General features: G+C 63.7%; 17 protein-coding genes. 5 read left to right on the top strand and 12 right to left on the bottom strand.

The genetic code is table 11. The features are described from left to right. Position 1 precedes the first annotated feature (1 nt). A complete protein-coding gene (locus RTP54_RS15610) occupies positions 2 to 688 on the bottom strand; it encodes an XRE family transcriptional regulator (protein ID WP_312363966.1) in 687 nt (228 codons plus the stop codon). A gap of 120 nt (positions 689 to 808) precedes the next feature. Here RTP54_RS15610 and RTP54_RS15615 point away from each other — a divergent pair, with 120 nt between their 5' ends. Genes RTP54_RS15615 through RTP54_RS15635 form a run of 5 tightly spaced genes read left to right on the top strand, consistent with a single transcriptional unit; the run spans position 809 to position 4901 of the window. Next, complete coding sequence (locus RTP54_RS15615; RefSeq protein WP_112809576.1) at positions 809 to 1885, top strand: ABC transporter permease; 1077 nt, start codon at positions 809 to 811, stop codon at positions 1883 to 1885. A 12-nt stretch (positions 1886 to 1897) separates the two neighbouring features. Beyond that, the gene (locus tag RTP54_RS15620) at positions 1898 to 2803 is read left to right on the top strand and encodes an ABC transporter permease (RefSeq protein ID WP_112809577.1); all 906 of its coding nucleotides are present in this window, start codon (positions 1898 to 1900) and stop codon (positions 2801 to 2803) included. Further along, positions 2803 to 3636 carry an ABC transporter ATP-binding protein gene (locus RTP54_RS15625; protein WP_312363969.1) on the top strand — a complete coding sequence of 278 codons (834 nt, stop codon included), beginning with the start codon at positions 2803 to 2805 and terminating at the stop codon, positions 3634 to 3636. Before RTP54_RS15620 ends, RTP54_RS15625 begins: the two co-directional genes overlap by 1 nt. Then, positions 3633 to 4373 (top strand): ABC transporter ATP-binding protein, encoded by a 741-nt coding sequence (locus RTP54_RS15630; RefSeq protein WP_112815305.1) that lies wholly within the window; start codon positions 3633 to 3635, stop codon positions 4371 to 4373. Before RTP54_RS15625 ends, RTP54_RS15630 begins: the two co-directional genes overlap by 4 nt. Positions 4374 to 4394: 21 nt before the next feature. Then, on the top strand, positions 4395 to 4901 hold the full coding sequence (locus tag RTP54_RS15635) for a GAF domain-containing protein (protein ID WP_112809697.1): 507 nt from the start codon (positions 4395 to 4397) through the stop codon (positions 4899 to 4901). A 223-nt stretch (positions 4902 to 5124) separates the two neighbouring features. On the opposite strand, the gene rbsK is transcribed toward RTP54_RS15635, so the two are convergent. The 11 genes from rbsK to RTP54_RS15690 form a co-directional block, all read right to left on the bottom strand. Beyond that, a complete protein-coding gene (gene rbsK, locus RTP54_RS15640; protein ID WP_312363972.1) occupies positions 5125 to 6057 on the bottom strand; it encodes a ribokinase in 933 nt (310 codons plus the stop codon). Between the two features lie 122 nt (positions 6058 to 6179). Beyond that, the gene (locus tag RTP54_RS15645; protein ID WP_112809580.1) at positions 6180 to 6635 is read right to left on the bottom strand and encodes an RbsD/FucU family protein; all 456 of its coding nucleotides are present in this window, start codon (positions 6633 to 6635) and stop codon (positions 6180 to 6182) included. Between the two features lie 153 nt (positions 6636 to 6788). After that, entirely contained in the window at positions 6789 to 9173 is a 2385-nt protein-coding gene (locus RTP54_RS15650; protein ID WP_312363975.1) for an aldehyde dehydrogenase family protein, read from the bottom strand. Positions 9174 to 9178: 5 nt separating this feature from the next. Further along, positions 9179 to 10192: a deoxyribose-phosphate aldolase gene (deoC, locus tag RTP54_RS15655; protein WP_112815250.1), complete on the bottom strand. Its 1014-nt coding sequence runs from the start codon at positions 10190 to 10192 to the stop codon at positions 9179 to 9181. 180 nt (positions 10193 to 10372) lie between these two features. Further along, on the bottom strand, positions 10373 to 11104 hold the full coding sequence (locus RTP54_RS15660; protein ID WP_312363978.1) for a DeoR family transcriptional regulator: 732 nt from the start codon (positions 11102 to 11104) through the stop codon (positions 10373 to 10375). Positions 11105 to 11298: 194 nt separating this feature from the next. Then, positions 11299 to 13101: a M24 family metallopeptidase gene (locus RTP54_RS15665; RefSeq protein WP_312363980.1), complete on the bottom strand. Its 1803-nt coding sequence runs from the start codon at positions 13099 to 13101 to the stop codon at positions 11299 to 11301. Between the two features lie 28 nt (positions 13102 to 13129). Further along, complete coding sequence (locus RTP54_RS15670) at positions 13130 to 14143, bottom strand: oligopeptide/dipeptide ABC transporter ATP-binding protein (RefSeq protein WP_312363981.1); 1014 nt, start codon at positions 14141 to 14143, stop codon at positions 13130 to 13132. After that, positions 14140 to 15153, bottom strand: coding sequence for an ABC transporter ATP-binding protein (locus RTP54_RS15675; protein ID WP_312363982.1), 1014 nt, complete (start codon positions 15151 to 15153; stop codon positions 14140 to 14142). Before RTP54_RS15675 ends, RTP54_RS15670 begins: the two co-directional genes overlap by 4 nt. 1 nt (position 15154) lies before the next feature. Beyond that, entirely contained in the window at positions 15155 to 16018 is an 864-nt protein-coding gene (locus RTP54_RS15680) for an ABC transporter permease (protein ID WP_409517153.1), read from the bottom strand. A gap of 2 nt (positions 16019 to 16020) precedes the next feature. Continuing rightward, complete coding sequence (locus RTP54_RS15685; protein WP_312363984.1) at positions 16021 to 16962, bottom strand: ABC transporter permease; 942 nt, start codon at positions 16960 to 16962, stop codon at positions 16021 to 16023. A gap of 65 nt (positions 16963 to 17027) precedes the next feature. Next, positions 17028 to 18605: an ABC transporter substrate-binding protein gene (locus tag RTP54_RS15690; protein ID WP_312363986.1), complete on the bottom strand. Its 1578-nt coding sequence runs from the start codon at positions 18603 to 18605 to the stop codon at positions 17028 to 17030. Between the last annotated feature and the right edge of the window lie 105 nt (positions 18606 to 18710).

Raw genomic sequence — 18710 nt, forward strand, 5'->3', positions numbered from 1 at the left:
CCTATTTTCGATGAGGTTTGGTTTTTGTTGTCGTCGCCGGCTTGGGGACTGCCTGAGGCGCGCCGGTCTCGTTGGGCAAGGTTGTGCGCGAGCGGAACAGCGGCAGGGTGCCGGTCCAGATCAGCCGGACGGGTGCATCCGTCCTGTTCCACCAGTAATGGGGCTGGATGCCGCGAAAATGCAGGCCGTCGCCGGGTGTAAGTGTCGTCTCGTCATCGTCGAGGCCGAACAGGATTTCGCCCTCGAGCACGTAGACCAGTTCCTCGCCTTCGTGGCTGAACACTTCGGAGCGATGTCCGGCTGGAATGGTGATGACGAAGCTCGACAGCTGGTTGCCGGCAAAATCGGCGCCGATGCGCTCGTATGCGACCGGCGATCCACCGACGGAAAAGACCATGCGTTCGCTGGCGCGCGACAGGCCGGTATCGATCGCCGGCGCCAGGATGAAGTGATTGAGCTCGGCGTTCAGCCCCTGGGCGATCTGGGCGAGCGTGCCGAGCGAGGGCATGGCGAGGTCGCGTTCGATCTGGCTGAGATAGCCGACCGAGACGCCGGCCGCATCGCTCAGCGCCTGCAACGTCATATGCATCTGCCGCCGCCGCGCACGAATGAGCGCGCCGATCCGCGGCTGACCTGCGCCCGCAGATCGGCCGGATGCGGTGTCTGCATCCTCAGATGGCACGGTCACGATGGATTCTCCTACCCAGTAAAATTTTTTTGATTTAAGCAAACTTATTTATATACTCCAAGCGAATTCTTGCGCTATCGACAGCCGCGAAGCCAAGCGAACGAGGGATGGAATCGCCACGTGGCAAACAACAATTCGACTACGGCGCCCGCGCCGACGCGCCGCGCCGGGGCGCAAAGCCCAGGCAGACGGCGCCTTTTCTCGGCTCTGGGCTTTCTCGTCACACTCTGCGTGACCTTCATAGGCCTGCTTGCAATCACCTTCTTCATCGGCCGCATCGTGCCGATCGACCCGGTGCTCGCCGTTGTCGGCGACCGGGCGCCCGTCGCCGTCTATGAGCGCGTCCGCGAGGAAATGGGTCTTGACCGTCCGCTCGCCGCCCAATTCGTCAGCTATGTCGGCGACGTGGTGACAGGCAACTTCGGTACGGCCGTGTCCACAGGCAAACCCGTGATCGAGGACCTCGCCCGCGTCTTCCCGGCAACGCTGGAGATGGCGACGCTCGGCATCATTCTCGGCGTTCTCATCGGCGTGCCGCTCGGCGTGATCGCCGCGAGCCGCCGCGGCTCCTGGCTCGACCAGGCCATCCGCGTGATCGGCTTGCTCGGATACTCCGTTCCGGCCTTCTGGCTCGGTCTCGTCGGCCTTGCGGTCTTCTATGCCAAGCTGAAATGGGTTGGCGGCCCAGGCCGTGTAGATATCTTCTACGACGGCGTCGTCAGCCCGATCACAGGGCTTATCCTCGTCGACAGCATCATTGCCGGCGACTGGGAGATCTTCCGCAACGCGGTCTGGCACCTGATCCTGCCGGCGTCCTGCCTCGGCTTTTTCTCGCTTGCCTATATCGCCCGCATGACACGCTCCTTCATGCTCGACCAGCTGAGCCAGGAATATGTGACCACCGCGCGCGTCAAGGGTGTGCCGGAGCGGCTGGTCATATGGCGCCATGCCTTCCGCCCGATCCGCGTGCCGCTGATCACTGTCATCGGTCTTTCCTATGCCGGCCTGCTCGAAGGCTCGGTGATGATCGAGACGATCTTTTCGTGGCCGGGCATCGGCAATTACCTGACCGTCGCCCTGCTCAACGCCGACATGGCGGCCGTCCTCGGATCTACGCTGGTGATCGGCGCGGTCTTCATCGGCATCAACAAGATATCGGACGTGCTCTATCGCGTGCTCGATCCACGTGCGCGCTAGGGAGAAGCGGACATGACAACACTTCGCGACTGGCTGATCGACGACAGCCCCGCCTCGCCGATGCAAGCGCGCCTCGGCCGCATCTACCGGATCTTCGGCGCGCTGATGCACAATCCGCTCGCCGTGGTCGGCGCGATCATCATCCTGGTGCTCGTATTGACTGCCCTTTTCGCACCCTGGATTGCCACGCATGACCCGTTGCGCCAGTCGCTAGGCGAACGCCTGCTGCCGCCGAGTGCCGCACACTGGATGGGGACCGATGAACTCGGCCGCGATATCTGGTCGCGCGTCGTCTACGGCGCACGCATCACGCTGGCAATCGTCACGCTGGTTGCCGTGCTTGCGGCGCCCGCAGGTCTCGTCATCGGCGTTGCCGCGGGCTATTTCGGCGGCTGGGTCGACCGCATTCTCATGGGCATCACCGACATTTTCCTGTCGCTGCCCAAGCTCATCCTGGCGCTTGCCTTTGTCGCAGCGCTTGGGCCGGGCATCGAGAACGCGATCATCGCTATCGCCATTACATCCTGGCCCGGCTACGCCCGCGTCGCCCGCGCCGAGACGATGACCTTCAAGAACTCGGAGTTCATCTCGGCCGTGCGCCTGCTCGGGGCGTCGAGCCTTCGGGTCAATCTCGGTCACGTGCTGCCGCTCTGCACATCCTCGATGATCGTGCGCGTCACGCTCGACATGGCCGGCATCATCCTGACGGCGGCCGGCCTCGGCTTCATCGGCCTTGGCGCCCAGCCGCCGCTTCCCGAGTGGGGCGCGATGATCTCGCGCGGCCGCTCCTTCATTCTCGACCAATGGTGGGTGGCGACGATGCCGGGTTTCGCGATCATTCTCGTCAGCCTCGGATTCTGCTTCCTCGGCGACGGCCTGCGCGACGTGCTCGATCCGAAGAGCGGGGAGCAACGCTGATGAAGCCGCTTCTCGAAATCGAAAACCTGCGCGTCACCTTCCCGACACCGCGCGGCGATCTGGAGGTCGTTCGCGGCCTCTCGTTCACCCTCGGCCGCGAACGCCTGGGCATCGTCGGTGAAAGCGGTTCTGGCAAATCGATGACCGGCCGCTCGATCCTGAAACTGGTGCGTGCGCCGGGCAAGGTGACGGCCGACAAGCTGACCTTCGACGGCATCGATCTGCTGACGCGCTCCGAGCGCCAGATGCGCCCGATCCGTGGCGCCCGCATTTCCATGGTGATGCAGGACCCGAAGTTCTCGCTGAACCCGGTCATGACCATCGGCGAACAGATCGCCGAGGCGCTTCTGACGCATCAGCGCCTGCCGCGTCGCGAGGTGAACAACCGCGTGCTGACCATGCTGGAATCGGTTCGCATCGCCGATCCGGAACGGGTCGCCAAGCTCTATCCGCACGAAGTTTCCGGCGGCATGGGCCAGCGCGTGATGATCGCGATGATGCTGATCCCCGAACCCGACCTTCTGATCGCCGACGAGCCGACCTCAGCCCTCGACGTCTCGGTGCAGGCCCAGGTTCTCGACATCATCGACGAACTGGTCAAGCGCAAGGGCATGGGCCTGATCTTCATCAGCCACGACCTCAATCTTGTCTCCAGCTACTGCGACCGTATCCTCGTTATGAACACCGGCGAAGTGGTGGAAGAGTGCCAGGCGGGCGAACTGATGAACGCCAAGCACCCCTATACCCGCGGCCTCATCGCATCGATCCCGCGTCTCGACGAAACCCGGACCGAGCTTCCCGTGCTCGACCGCAGCGCATGGGCAAAGAAATGACGGCGCTTTCCCTGAAAAACCTCGATATCTTCTACGGCGAAGCGCACATCACGCACGACGTCAATCTCGAGATCGCCGATGGCGAGAGCTTTGCGCTGGTCGGCGAAAGCGGCTCGGGCAAGTCCACCGTACTGAAGGCGATCGCCGGCCTTGCGCCTGAGTGGAGCGGAGAAATCAACGTCTTCGGCAAGCCGCGAAGCCACGGCATCGACCGCGCCTTCTCCCGCCAGTGCCAGATGGTCTTCCAGGATCCCTATGGCTCGCTGCATCCGCGCAAGACCGTCGATGCGACGCTCGGCGAAGCCCTGACGATCCACGGCATCGGCGATCGCAGCGCCCGCATCGAAGAGGTGATGTCCTCCGTCGGCCTCGACCGGAAGTTCCGTTTCCGCTTTCCGCATCAGCTCTCCGGCGGCCAGCGCCAACGTGTCGCCATCGCCCGCGCCCTGATGCTGAAGCCGAAGGTGCTGCTGCTCGACGAACCGACCTCGGCGCTCGACGTGTCGGTGCAGGCTGAAATCCTGAACCTGTTGAAGCGTTTGCGGCAGGAGCAGAACCTGACATTCCTGATGGTCACGCACAACCTTCCGGTCGTCTCCTTCCTTTGCGACCGCCTGGCGGTGATGCGCCAGGGCCGCATCGTCGAGGTGGCCGATGTGGCCGACCTCAAGCGCGGCGACCTCAAGGACCCCTATTCGCGCGAACTGATGCAGATCAGCGCAGCGCACGCGAATTAATCAACATTCCAAGGACATATGATGAACAGTGAACAGATCGCTGCCGCGTTGGCTGACTTCGACGCGGCGATTGCAAGGGAAACCGACGCGGACGCCATCTTGGGCGCGCTTCAGACGCTTTGCCGCCAGGTGATCGGCGCCAAGCTCTTCACGACGATGACCGTCGACATGGTCAACGAAGTCGCCCGCCGCGCCTATACCTCGCATCCTGAGGAATACCCGACCTCCGGCACCAAGCCGATCCGCTACGACAGCTGGTTCGACATCGTGCACAAGGAACACAAGACGTTCGTGGCCAACACCATCGTCGACATCTCCAAGGTTTTCGGCGACCATGAGACCATCTGGGCGCTCGGCTGTGGTTCGGTCGTCAACATCCCCGTGGTCGTCGGCGGCGTGCTGCTTGGAACCGTCAACTGCCTCGACGTCGAGCATCATTACACGCCTGAGCGCGTAGCACTCTCCAAGCATCTTGAACTGCCGGCCAAGCTGGCTTTCCTGGCTGCCGCCCACGCGGCCAAGGCCTGATCGATGACGGCCGGGGGCGCAAACGCCCTCGGCCATTTCCGACCGGAACGATCGCGACCGGCCGGACGGAGCCGCCGAGACGCAAAGTCCCGGCTTCCACTCTCTGCCGACCGCTGAACCTTCAGACGCAGTCAGGCGCAGGCATCCGCCCGTCTTAGGGCGAGCGACGTTTTCGACGGCCAAGAACGCGCCGGGACAGCGCGTCCAGACATGCGGCCCTCGATCAGGCCGCCGCTCCCTGTGCAAGCAGCACCTCGATCTCGGCACGCGTCGGCATCGCCGGTGCCGTACCGCGGCGGGTGACGGAGATCCCAGCCGTGGCGCAGCCGAAACGCGCCGCCTCGACCGGCGCCAGGCCCTGCGCCAGTGCCGCGGAAAACCCGCCGACGAAGGCATCGCCCGCTCCGGTCGTATCGATGACGGGGCCGCTTGCCATGGCCGGAATGACGACCGACTGGCTGGCATTGTGCAGGAGTACGCCCCTTGCGCCGAGCGTGATCAAGGCGGTGCAAGCGCCCTTTTTCAATAACGCGTCTCCGGCCCGCCGCGCATCGTCGGCGGTGGCAAGCTCAAACCCGACCAGCGCCGCCGCCTCGGTCTCGTTCGGCACGATGTAATCGCACAGCGGATAGATCGCGTCCGGGAAAGGTTCTGCCGGCGCCGGGTTGAACACCGTAGTGACGCCGGCCGCACGGGCAATCTCCAACGCGCGCTGCGCGGCAGCTGCCGGCTGCTCGAGCTGGGTGACGAAGATGCGCGATTGCTCGATCGTCTCCCGTGCCGCCTCGACGTCGTCGATGCCGATCGAACCGGCAGCACCGGGATAGACGATGATGGCGTTTTCGCCGTTCTGGTCGTTGACATAGATGAAAGCGGCACCCGTCGGCAGGTCGTCCATCTGGACGATCTTTGGTGTCACGCCCGCCTCGGCATAGGTGCGAAGCGCCATGTCGCCGAAGGTGTCGCGGCCGATCTTCGATATGAACGACACCGGGCTGCCGGCGCGCGCAGCGGCAACCGCCTGGTTCGAGCCCTTGCCGCCCGGCCCGACCGAGAAACCACTGCCGGTGATCGTCTCGCCGACAACCGGCATGCGTCGAGCCAGATAGGCCGTATCCGCCACGAAGATCCCGAGGATCGATACACCAACCTTCATTCCTGCCTCCAGCGATCACGCCGCCGCGAGTGGGCGAGCGTAGATCCAGTTCAAAGTTCACGACTTCAAGATGTTATGACGATATGCCGAAGCGGATTGTGCGCAGGCTGACGCAACGTCAGTCAGGCCCCGTCAGGCGGGATCACGCCCTTGGTGAACAGGAAGCAGCCGTAAAAGCGCGTCTCGCCTGTAGTGATGACGCAATAGGCCTTCTTTGCTTCCTCGTAGAAGGCGAAGCGTTCGATGCCGTACATCGGTGCGGGCTTGCCCTCGGCACGGTCGATTTCCGTCTGGACCTCACGCTGCACCTCGGCGATCTCCGATGGCGCGCCCATGATTTCCATGCGACCCGCCGAGGGTTGCAACGGCGTGTCGAGTGGCAGCACCGACAGGATCGCCTTCACGGCGCGGGCCGCAGAGACGTTGTCGATGTGCAGGAGCTTGCCGAGCGTGGTCTGCCGGGCGATCGCATCCGACGGAAAATTGGTATCGGAAATGACCAGCGTATCGCCGTGCCCCATGGAGCGCAGCGCGTGCAGCACATCGGCATTGAGCGCCGGGTCGAGATTTTTCAGCATGACAATCCTCCTCCTGGCGCCGGCTCGCATGCTCCCGAGTGGCGCGCAACCCCGTGATGCCGGGCCGGCATCACACACTCCCAATCCTTCGCTGCGACTGCGCAGACAGTCGCATCCCGGTGCCGGCTCCCCCGCCTCCGGGATGGCGTTTCCCTACTCGCCGTAGGGGATCCAGATGTTCTTGACGTCGGTGGCGCGGCGCAGATAGGCCTGCCCTTCGGCTGCCGACCGATCGAACCAGTCGGTCGCCTTGCCATAATCGACGAAGGTCCGCTTCAGGTTTCCGGCCGAAAGCTTCTCAACCAGCGTCGCCAGCTCCGGCGTACCGAAGGCCCAGAGCGCGTCGACGTCGTTGTGGCTTGCCAGCGTCTTTGCCAGCTCCATCGCCGAACCGGTGACGATGTTGACGACGCCCGCCGGCACATCCGACGTTTCCAGGATCGAGTAGAAATCGGTCGCAGCCAGCGGGTGCTGTTCGCTCGGGACCGCGACGACGCGGTTGCCGGTGGCGATCAGCGGCGCAACCAGGCTGATGAAGCCGAGCAGCGGCGCCTCCGTCGGGCAGACGACGCCGGCAACTCCGATCGCTTCGGGCATGGCGAGCGCCACGCCGCGCAGCGGCGGCTGGTGGACCACGCCCTCGTACTTGTCGGCCCAGGCGCCGTAGCTGAAGAGCCTGGAGATCGATGCCTCGACCTCTGCCTTCGCATTGGCGGCCGATGCACCGGTCATCGCGGCGATGCGGCCCGCGAATTCATCGGCGCGGCCACTGAGGTTCTCGGCGATGTAGTAGAGGATCTGTGCGCGATTGTGCGATGTCGCCGACGCCCAGCTTGAGGCGGCATGCGCGGCGACCACGGCATTGCGGATATCTTTGCGATTGCCCTCGCCGACCTCGCCGAGGACCTTGCCCTTCGGCGAAAGAACGGCGCGCGAATAGTTGCCGTCAGGCCGCGCCTGCTTGCCGCCGATGAACAGCTTGGCCGTGCGATCGAGCGACGGCGCGGCGAAATCGCCGGAAACCGGCTTCAACGTCGGTTCGGCCGCAGCTGCGCGCAGCTTGCGCCCCACCCAGGCCTTGGGCTTCAGATATTCGTAGCAGCCTTCGCGACCGCCCTCGCGGCCGAAACCGGATTCGCGCTTGCCGCCGAAACCGGCCGCCGCATCGAAGAGATTGGTCGCATTGACCCAGACGACGCCGGCGGCGAGCTTGGCTGCAACGTTGAGCGCCAGGCCGATCGTCTCGCTCCAGACACTTGCGGCCAGACCATAGCGCGAGTGGTTGGCGAGCTGGATCGCCTCATCCGGGGTGCGGAAGGTCATCGACACGGCGACGGGACCGAAGATCTCCTCGGTCGCCACCACAGACGTCGGTTGCACATTGGTAAGCAAGGTCGGCGGATAGAAGCTACCGCCCTTGGGCAGCTCGATCTTCGGCTGGTGGAGCTTGGCGCCTTCAGCGACACCCTTGGCGACCAGGCTCTCGATGCGCTGTAATTGCACCGGCGCGACGATCGCCGCCATATCGATTGCCTTGTCTAGCGGATGGCCGACACGCAAGCTCTGCATGCGCCGCGTCAGGCGCTCGTAGAAGAGCGGCGCCACGCCTTCCTGCACCAGGAGCCGCGAACCGGCGCAGCAAACCTGCCCCTGATTGAACCAGATCGCATCGACGACACCCTCGACCGCGCCATCGATATCAGCGTCATCAAAAACGATGAAAGGCGACTTGCCGCCGAGCTCGAGCGTCAGCGACTTGCCGGTGCCGGCCGTCTTTTCGCGGATCAGGCGCCCGACTTCGGTCGACCCGGTAAAGGCGATCTTGTCGATATCGGCATGCTCGACGATCAGCGCACCGGTTTCGCCCTCACCGGTCACGACGTTGAGCACGCCTGCAGGCAGGCCAGCTGCGGACGCAAGCTCGGCAAAGAGCAGTGCCGTCAGCGGCGTGAACTCGGCCGGTTTCAGGATGACGGTGTTGCCGAGCGCCAAGGCCGGGGCGACCTTCCAGGCGAGCATCAGGAACGGGAAATTCCACGGGATGACCTGGCCGACGACGCCCACCGGCACCTGATCGGCAAACTCGGTCTCCTGCAGCTGCGCCCAGCCGGCGTGGTGGTAGAAGTGACGGGCCGCAAGCGGTACGTCGATATCGCGGGTTTCCCGGACCGGCTTGCCATTGTCGATCGCTTCGACCACCGCGATCAGCCGCGCATGGCGCTGGATCATCCGGGCAAGGGCATAGAGGTGGCGCGCACGGGCGTGACCTGGCAGCTTAGCCCAGGGGCCTTGCGCCTTGCGGGCAGCGGCGACGGCATCGTCCACGTCCTTGGCGTTGCCAAGCGCGATCTTTGCCAGCAGAGCTCCGGTGGCGGGCTCATGGCTCTCTAAGGTCTTGCCGGAGGACGGTGCCACAAAAGCCCCGTTGATGAAGTGGCCGAACTGCCCCTTGTGCCGCGCCAGCCACTGGCGGGCTTCGGTGTCTGCTTCCGGTGCGGGACCATAGGACATTTCGTCAAAATACCTTGCGACTGTCATCGGGATCATCCAATCGGGTGTCGGTTGAGGGCCGAGTAGGCGCCGGTCACGTGATGCTCGAGTTGGCGTTCGATATCGCCGAGCAGGCTCGAGGCGCCGATGCGGAACAGATCAGGCTCCAGCCACTCGCGCCCGAGTTCGTCCTTCATCAGGAACTGGTAGTTCAGGATGTCCTTGGCGGCAGAAATGCCGCCGGCCGGCTTGTAGCCGACCTTGATGCCGGTGCGTTCCTGATAGGCGCGGATCATGCGCAGCATCACCAGCGTCACCAGCAGCGTGGCGTTGACGCCTTCCTTGCCGGTGGAGGTCTTGATGAAATCGGCGCCGGCCATCATGCAGACGAGCGAAGCGCGGGCAACGTTGCGCAGCGTCTTCAGGTCACCGGTCGCCAGGATCGCCTTGACATGCGCATCGCCGCAGGCTGCGCGGAAATCGCGCATCTCGTCATAAAGCGCCTGCCAGTTCCCGGTCAGCACATGCTCGCGGGTGATGACGATATCGATTTCCTTGGCGCCATCGGCAACAGAAGCCTCGATCTCGCGCAGCTTGACATCGTGCGGGATGAGGCCGGCGGGAAAGCCGGTGGAGACGGCTGCAACCGGAATGCCGGAACCGTCAAGGGCCTCGACGGCGGTCGACACGAAACGGTGATAGACGCAGACGGCGCCGGTGGTGATATCCCGATTGCCCATACCGAGCGCATCGAGAATGTCCTGGCGCACCGGCTGGCGTGCCTTGGCACAAAGCCGCTTGACGCGCTCGGTCGTGTCGTCGCCGTTCAGCGTCGTCAGGTCGATGCAGGTCACGGCCTTCAACAGCCAGGCGGCCTGCGCATCCTTCTTCACGGTGCGGCGGCCCGGCAGCGTCGAAACGCGCCGTTCTGCAGCCGACAGGTTGACGCGCTGATCGACGACCCAGCCGAGATCGAGATCCATGCCATCGTTGCGCGGCCAGTTGTGGCCGGAGGCCGAATGGACCGCGGTTTTCGCGGCAACAGTCTTCACTGCAAGGTCTTCCAAGCGATTGCTCCTAGAACGCCCTGACATCGCCGCACGATAACACGGGATAGTTCCGCGGCGGCGGCGATTCTCGTTTTGTTATATTTCTATCGTATTTTTGTTAGCATTCCACCACTTGTTGACGATGTCAAGCGATGGAGGCGTTGCTCTTCGAAATCGAACGCAATCGCAATCGGCAGATCAGTTCATAGGAATGCGCGTATCGCCGTCCTCGGTAATCACAGACTTGAACACACTAGCGGGCGCGAAAAACGCCGGCTTCAGCTTACCGATCTTGCTGCGGTCAATGACGAGATGGCTTTCGCGGGCGAGCGAGATCACCTTCTGCTTCACCGGAACCTCGTGAAAATGTACACATGTCGCACCGCGCACCGGATCCACGCCCGCGGCCGAAAGAAAGGCAACATTGATCCCGAGGGAATCAAGGGTATCCAGGCCAGAATTGCCCGAGAACGAAGCCGAGGCCGGATGATAGACACCGCCGAGCATGACGATGCGGACATTGGGTTTCCGCGTCAGTCGGTCCGCCACATTCAGCGAATAACACACTGCAGTCATTGCATATTTGTCGGGTATGAGATCGACAAGATATTCGAGCGTCGTGCCACAATCGATAAAGACCGTCTCGTCGGGGCGGATATGCCGTACCGCGTGCAGGCAGGCCTCGCGCTTGGCCGCCGCATGACTGTCGGCCTCCCGTGCCAGCTCGTAGGGCATGTCGCCATCGACCTCGCCAGATGGCACGATGTGGCCACCGAGAAAGGCGAATTGGCCGGGATTGTCGGCAACATCCCGACGAACGGTCATCTCTGACACGCCGAGCAGCGCTGCGGCATCGCGCAGATGGAGAACGCGCCGGCCGGAGAGGGCGTCTGCGAGCTGAAGGATGCGGGCTGTCTTGCGGCTGGCCATGATCGTTCCCTGGGTGGCTCGTTCGAGCCCCTGCCGTTACGACAGTCGGCTCGAACAGTATTTGTGACAATTATCACAATTTGAGCCCATCCGGCAAGAATTATCACATGCCCCGGCAGAAACCTTTCAGTGCCGCTACCTTAGAGAATGGCGGCTTCGGCGTCGCGCCCATCGCACGCCGCCGAAGCCCACGATCAGTCGCCAATCGGCGCAGTCCGCGCAGCAAGCCAGGCCGCCGTCTCCGGGTCGAACAGGCCTGCCATGGTGCTGGTTATGCGCCAGTGATAGGCGTCGATCCACTGCCGCTCGGCCTGACTCAACAAGGCAAGGTCTGCGAGCCGCAGATCGATCGGCACCAGCGTCAGGCTGCGGAAGCTCATGAAGCCGTCGCCGTCGTCGATCACCTCCACCTGGTTCTCGATGCGGATGCCGTATTCGCCTGCCTTGTAGTAGCCGGGCTCGATGGTCGTCACCATGCCTGGGCGCAGTTCGATCTCGTTGACGCGCCGGTCGAAACGCTGCGGTTGCTCGTGCACCGACAGGAAATGGCCGACGCCATGGCCGGTGCCGTGATCGTAATCGAGGCCCAGGTCCCAGAGCGGCCGTCGTGCAAAAGCGTCAAGTTGATGGCCGTAGGTTCCCTTCGGGAACTTCAGCGAGACCATCGAGATCAGCCCCTTGAGCACAGCCGTATAGGCGCGGCGGATCTCGTCGCTGATCGCGCCGATCGCCGTCGTGCGGGTCGCATCCGTCGTGCCGGTGAAATATTGCCCGCCGGAATCGAGCAGATAGACACCGCGCGACGTGATCGGCGCGTCGCTCTTGGCGCTCGCCGCATAGTGGCACATGGCGGCGTTGCCGGCAGAGGCCGAGATCGTGCGGAAGCTCGGCTCGACGAAGGTCGCCTCCATCTGCCGGAAGGCAAGGATACGATCCTCTGCCTCCAGCTCCGTCACCGGCCGCCCCTGCTCTTCCCGCGCAGCTGCATTGGCTTCCAGCCACGCAAAGAACCTGATCCATGCGGCACCGTCGTGACGATGGCAATCGCGAAAGCCGGAAAGCTCGACCGGGTTCTTCAGCATCTTGGCAAGGGTGATCGGGCTGCGCAGAAGCCGGACGGTGCCACCGGCTTCCCGCGTCGCATGCGCGACCGCCGAAGGCGCGAAACCGGGATCGACGACGGCCACCCGGCCGGCCGTCGCGCTACGGACCCGGTCGAGCAGCAGATCCGGCTCGGAGATATCGACCCCTTCGAGCTCGAAATCCTGGAGGTCGTTGGGCAGCTTTCGGTGGTCGACCAGCCATTCGACCCGGCCTTCCCGGTCCGCGATCATGAAGGATTGCGGCATCGGATTGAACGCGATGTCACGGCCGCGAACGTTCAGGAACCAGGCAATGTTGTCTGGCTGGGCTTCGATCAGCACATCGGCGCCGTGGTCCGCCAACATCTGACCAAGACGGCGCTTCTTGTCGGCAACGCTTTCTCCGGCATAGTCGCGCGACAACGCGATCACAGTGCCGAGCGGCTTGTCGGGTTGCTCCGACCAGATCGCATCGACGAGATCATCGGTCACGGCAATCCATTGGGCGCCGGCTGCAACAACCGATTGGCCGCAGTCGGCGTCCCATGTCGATGGCAGCAGCATGGAATTGAAGCCGACGCGTTCACCTTTGCGCAGATTCTTGCGCAGCCAATCCTTCAAGGGCGCGTCGTAGAAATGCTCGATGGAGAAACTGTCGACATCGATTTCCTGGCGAACCTGCACCTGATAGCGGCCGTCGACGAAGATGGCGGCACGGTCGCGCATGACGACCGCGACGCCCGCCGAGCCGGTGAAGCCGGTGATGAAGGCGAGCCTGTTGTCGTGCGGGGCGCAATATTCGCCCTGATGCTCGTCGAAGCGCGGGACGACGTAGCCGTCGAGCCCCCGCTCCTCGAGTGTGCGGCGCAGGGCCGCGAGCCGGCTCGCCATATCCGGCCTGTCATTCGATGTCATGTGGTCATTCCCTGTTGGATAGTGGTTTTTACGCGCCGCCGATCGTCTCGGCGAAGTGACAGGCGGTCATGCCGTGGCCAACCGGCCGCAACGTCGGCTTTTCCTGTCGGCAAAGCGCGGTGGCGTGCGGGCAACGGACGTGGAACGGACAGCCGGGCGGGATGTCGAGCGGGCTCGGCAACTCGCCGGAGAGTGCCGGCGCCCGGCGCCGGCTTGTCGGGTCGAGCGACGGGGCTGCCGCAAGCAGCGCCTGCGAATAGGGGTGCATGGGCCTTGCAAACAGCGCCTCCGAAGGGCCGATCTCGACGATGGCGCCGAGATAGATCACCGCCACGCGGTGCGAGACATGCCGCACGAGCCTCAGATCATGCGCTACGAAAAGCACCGTCAGGCCCAGATCATCCTGCAGCTCCAAGAGCAGATTGACCACCTGCGCCTGAACGGAGACGTCGAGCGCCGACACCAGCTCATCGGCAACAAGGCAGGTCGGCTCCAGCGAAAGTGCCCGCGCAATGCCGATGCGCTGACGCTGTCCGCCTGAGAATTCGTGCGGATACTTGTCGGCAGCGCCATCGGGCAGCCGCACCAGGTCGAGCAACTCGTCGACGCGCCGATCGATGCCGCCCCCCTCGCGCATGCGATGGACCGTGATCGCTTCCCGCAACGTGTCGCGCACCGTCATGCGCGGATTGAGCGAGGTGTAGGGATCCTGGAACATCATCTGGACCCGCTTGTTGTAGTCGCGCCGTCTTGCGCCCCTGAGGTCGATGACGCTTTCGCCCTTGAAGCGGATGTCGCCCGATGTCGGCCGGTTGAGGCCGGCGATGCAGCGCGCAAGCGTCGACTTGCCGCAACCGGACTCGCCGACAATCCCGAGCGTCTCGGCCGGCATCACGTCGAGGTCGACGCCGTTCAGGGCCGAGACGACCTGGCGCGGACGTCCTGCCAGTGTGTCGGACAGCGAACGCGGCTTCTCGAAGCGCATGACGAGATCGTGGATCGAAAGCAGTGGCGAGGCCGCCAGTGGTGATGGAGCGATCATTGCGCCGCCTCCTGCGCGCTGAAGTGAACGAGCGCTTGCTCGCGGTGATGGCAGGCGACCTGGCGCTGCGGCCCGGTGCTGTCGAGCCTGGGACGGACGTCGCGGCATTCGGGCCCAGCCACGGGACAGCGGGCCGTGAAGGCACAGCCCGCCGGCAGCGCGTCCAGGGACGGCGGTGCGCCGGGGATGGAGTAGAGCGGCGTTCGCGGCGCGACATTGCGCGGGATTGAGCGCAAAAGACCGAGCGAATAGGGATGTCGGGCGTCGCCGATCACATCGGCCGTCGGCCCCGTCTCGCAGAGCCGGCCGCCATACATGACAGCGACCCGGTCACAGGTCTCGGCCACCACGCCCATGTCATGGGTGACGAGGATCACGGCCATGCCGAGGTCACGGCTGAGCGCCTGGATGAGACGCAGGATCTGATCCTGGATGGTGACGTCGAGGGCGGTCGTCGGTTCGTCGGCAAGCAGCAGCTTCGGGTTGGAGGCAAGGGCGATGGCAATCATCACCCGCTGGCGCATGCCGCCGGAAAACTCGTGCGGATAATCGCTGAGGCGGTCCCGGGCGGCGGGAATGCCGACCATGTCCATGAGCTCGATCGCGCGGGCCTTCCTCGCTTTTGCATCGAGATCGGTGTGGGCGGCCAGGTTTTCGGAGATCTGCAAACCGACCGTCAAAAGCGGGTTCAGCGATGACATCGGCTCCTGGAAGATCATTGCGATCTCGCGCCCGCGCACCCGTCGGAGCGCCGCCTCGCCAAGCGGCACGAGATCCCTGCCCTTCCAGAGAATTTCGCCATGCACACGGCCACGTGGCCGCACGATCCCGAGGATCGAACGCAGCGTGATGCTCTTGCCCGAGCCGGATTCACCCACAAGGCCGAGGATCTCGCCTGCCTTCACCTGAAACGACACGTCGTCGACGGCGACCAGAGGACGCTCGGCAAGACCGAATTCGGTGCGCAGTCGCCTGACGTCCAGGACCGTTTCCTTCTCGATCTCGTTCATGTCAGCGGCCTTTCGGTCGGAGCAGGTCGGCAAGCGCATCGCCGGCAAGGCTGAAGCCGAGGCCGGTGAGCACGATGGCGATGCCCGGCATCAGGCTCATCCACCACGCCGTCAGCAGGAAGTTGCGGCCCTCGGCGATCAGCACGCCCCATTCGGCGGCCGGCGGCTGGGCACCGAGGCCGAGATAGCCGAGCGACGAACCAAGCAGGATGGCGAGCGCCATGTCGGTCATCCAGTAGACAATGATCGGAGAGGTCGCGTTTGGAAGCAGATGCCGGAAGATGATGCGCCGGTCGGAATAGCCGAGCACGCGGCCGGCGGCTGCATAGTCGTTGGCCTTCTGTGCCATGATTTCCGCCCGTGTGAGGCGAGCGTAGTAGACCCAGTTCACCGCCGTGATCGCCACATACATGTTGACGAGGCCGGGCCCGAGCACCGCGACGATGGCGATCACCAGCACGAGGAAGGGAAAAGTAATGATGGCGTCGACACAGCGGCCGAAGATGGTATCGGCGATGCCGCCGTAATAGCCGACGAACGCGCCGACCGTGACGCCGATCACGAGCGCGAAGATCGTCGCGAAGAAGGCCATCTGCATGTCGACGCGATAGGCCCAGATGACGCGCGACAGCACGTCCCTGCCGAAATTGTCGGTGCCGAAGGGATGCGCTAGGCTCGGCCCCTGCTGGATGGCGCCGAGATCGAAGGCGAGTGGATCATAGGGCGCGAGAAACTGCGGAAACAGCGCCAGTGCGATCGACAGCGCGAGGATGGCGAAACCGATGACGAAGGACGGTCGCGAGAAGGCGCGGCCAAGGAAGGCGCTGACGCGACCCATCTTTCGCACGGGAGATTGCAAGACCATGCTCATGATTGGCGAAGCCTCGGATCGAGCCAGGATTGTACGATGTCCGTCATGAGGAAGACGACGGAAACCAGAACGGCGAAGGTGAGCGTCAGCCCCTGGATCAGCGGGTAATCGCGCGCGAAGATCGCCTCCAGCATCAGCCGGCCGACGCCGGGGACAGCAAAGACGGTCTCGGTGACCAGCGTTCCGCTCATCAGGTTGCCGATCGAAAGGCCGAGCAGCGTGACGGTCGAAACGAGCGCGTTGCGCAGCACATGCCGCGTCATGACAATGCGCCGCGAGAGCCCCTTGGCGCGTGCGAACTGCACGTAGTCGGCATCGAGCACCTCGATCAGCGAGGCCCTGAGATTGCGCAGGATGATGGCCGAGGTATAGAGCGCGACGCTGAGCGCCGGCAGCATCAGATGATGCAGATTGTCCAGAAAGGTCTTGCCGTAGCCGCCGACCGGAAACCAGCGCAGCTGGGCTGCCAGCACCGTCAGCAGCAAAAGCCCGATATAGAATACCGGCATCGACAGGCCGATCTGGAAGACGCTGCGGATGGCGACGTCAACGGGACGATTGACCCGCGAAGCCGCAAGGAACGCAAGTGGTCCGGCAAGGCAGAGCGCCAACAGCACCGAATAGAGGCCGAGAAAGATGGTTGTCGGCAGCCGCGCGAGGATGATCTCGGTGACCGGCGCCTTCAGCATGATCGAACGGCCGAGATCGCCGGTGAGCGTGTTCTTGACGAAGACCAGAAACTGGATCGGCAGCGGCTGATCGAGACCGAGATTGTGGCGGATCTGTTCGAGCTGCGCGTCAGTCGCCTTGGCCTCCGCCATGGCGATCGCCGGGTCGCCGGGCAAAAGCCGGACCAGCAGGAAGATGAAGATCATCACCAGGAGAAAGGTCGGGATGATCTGCAGCAGCCGCGCGAAAAGATAGGATAACGAGGGCATGGATTGAACCTTGTGAACGATGTCGGACGGTGTTCGCCGCCCGACATCCAGAATTCAGGCAGGCGTCACTTCGCCCGCCAGGCCTCGGAGAAATCGTTTGCGCCGAGCGGCGTCTGCACATAGCCCTCGACCGACTTCGACACGGCAACGGCAAAAGGCGTTTCGAACAGGAAGAGCAGCGGCGCACCCTCGGCGTAGATCTCCTGCATCTTCTTGTATTCGTCCTTGCGCTTTGCCGGATCGACCTCGACGTTGGACGCTTCGAACAGGGTATTGAACTCCGCGTTGTTCCAGCCAGTGCCGACGGCCTGGCGCTGTTTGTAATAGCCGAGCCAGCCGGTGACCTGCGCCGGGTCATTGACGTCGTTTGCCCAGCCATAGCTGTGGATGTCGAAGTCGCCAGAACGGTTTTTCTCGCCGCGGGTCGGGTTGTCGACCTGCTCGACCTTGAGGTTGACGCCAAGCGGCGACCACATCTGCTGAAGGGCGGTGAACAGGGTCGCGTCGTCGGCGCTGCCCGCAAGCGTCGTGAGGGTCACATCGAAGCCGCCGGAAAGGCCGGCCTCGTCGAGCAGTTGCTTGGCCTTTTCCGGATTGTAGGCGTAGAGCGGCTCCGGACCATAGTGAAGCTGGGTCGCCGCCGACATCAGCGACGTCATCGGCTTGCCGGTGTCGAAGGTGACGAGCTTGATCAGCACGCTCTTGTCGGTGGCATAATTCAGTGCCTGGCGCACCTTGACGTCGGCGAGCGGGTTCTTGGACCCGTCCTTGCGTGTCTCGCGCGTGTTGATCGGCGCATAGACGATGCGGGTCGAGGGAAACAGTTCCATCTTCAGCGCGGGATCAGCACTGAGCTCGCCGACGCGGGCGAAGGGGATGAACTCCGCCGCGTCGACTTCGCCGGCCTGAAGCTTGAGAATACGGGTGGCATCGTCGGGGATGATGACGAAATCGACCTGGTCGAGATAGGGCAACGGCTTGCCGTCCTCGCCTGGGCGCCAGTAGTTGGGATTGCGTTCGAAGGTCATGCTCGAGCCCTGCACGCGGCTCTTCATCGTGAAGGGACCCGAGGTGACCGGACCTGCCTCGAAGAAGGCGCGAGCCTTCTCCTGGTCGTTTGCGCCGGCCGCTTTTTCGAACGCTGCCTTGGGCAGGATGCCGGTGTTGAAGGTGGCAAGGATCGAGACGATGGTCGGATCCGGGTTCTTGAGCGCCAGTGTCACCTGGTTGCCGTCGGCCGAAACCTTGTCGACGGCGCCGAGCAGGCCGGCCCAGGGGCCGAACTCGGGATTGCGGGCCCGGTCGAGCGAGAAAACCACATCGGCACCGGTCAGGGCCGACCCGTCGGAGAATTTCAAACCGTCGCGCAGCTTGAGCTTTATGGAGAGACCGTCTGCCGCGACGTCATAGCCTTCGGCCAACCCCGGCACCACGGCGCCGTCAGGGCCATTGCGCAGCAGCGTCTCGTAGAGACCGGTCACCATCCAGAGATCCGGATTGCGGTCGGCATAAACCGGGTCGATGACCGTGGAATCGTCGTAGCGCGCAAAGGTCATGGCCCCGCCACGCTCGATGGCAAGCGCCGACGTGGCCGCAGCCAGCCCGAGTGCGGCACCCAGTAAGATCGGCAACAAACGTTTCATCTCTCACTCCTCCTGTTGATCGACCGGCCATCGGCGGGCCACGCCTTGCATCATTTGGATATTGGATCCAATTTTTCCGAATATTTTTCTTTGCGTCCGGATTGA

It is taken from the genome of Ensifer sp. (assembly GCF_031989085.1).
Classification (GTDB): domain Bacteria; phylum Pseudomonadota; class Alphaproteobacteria; order Rhizobiales; family Rhizobiaceae; genus Ensifer.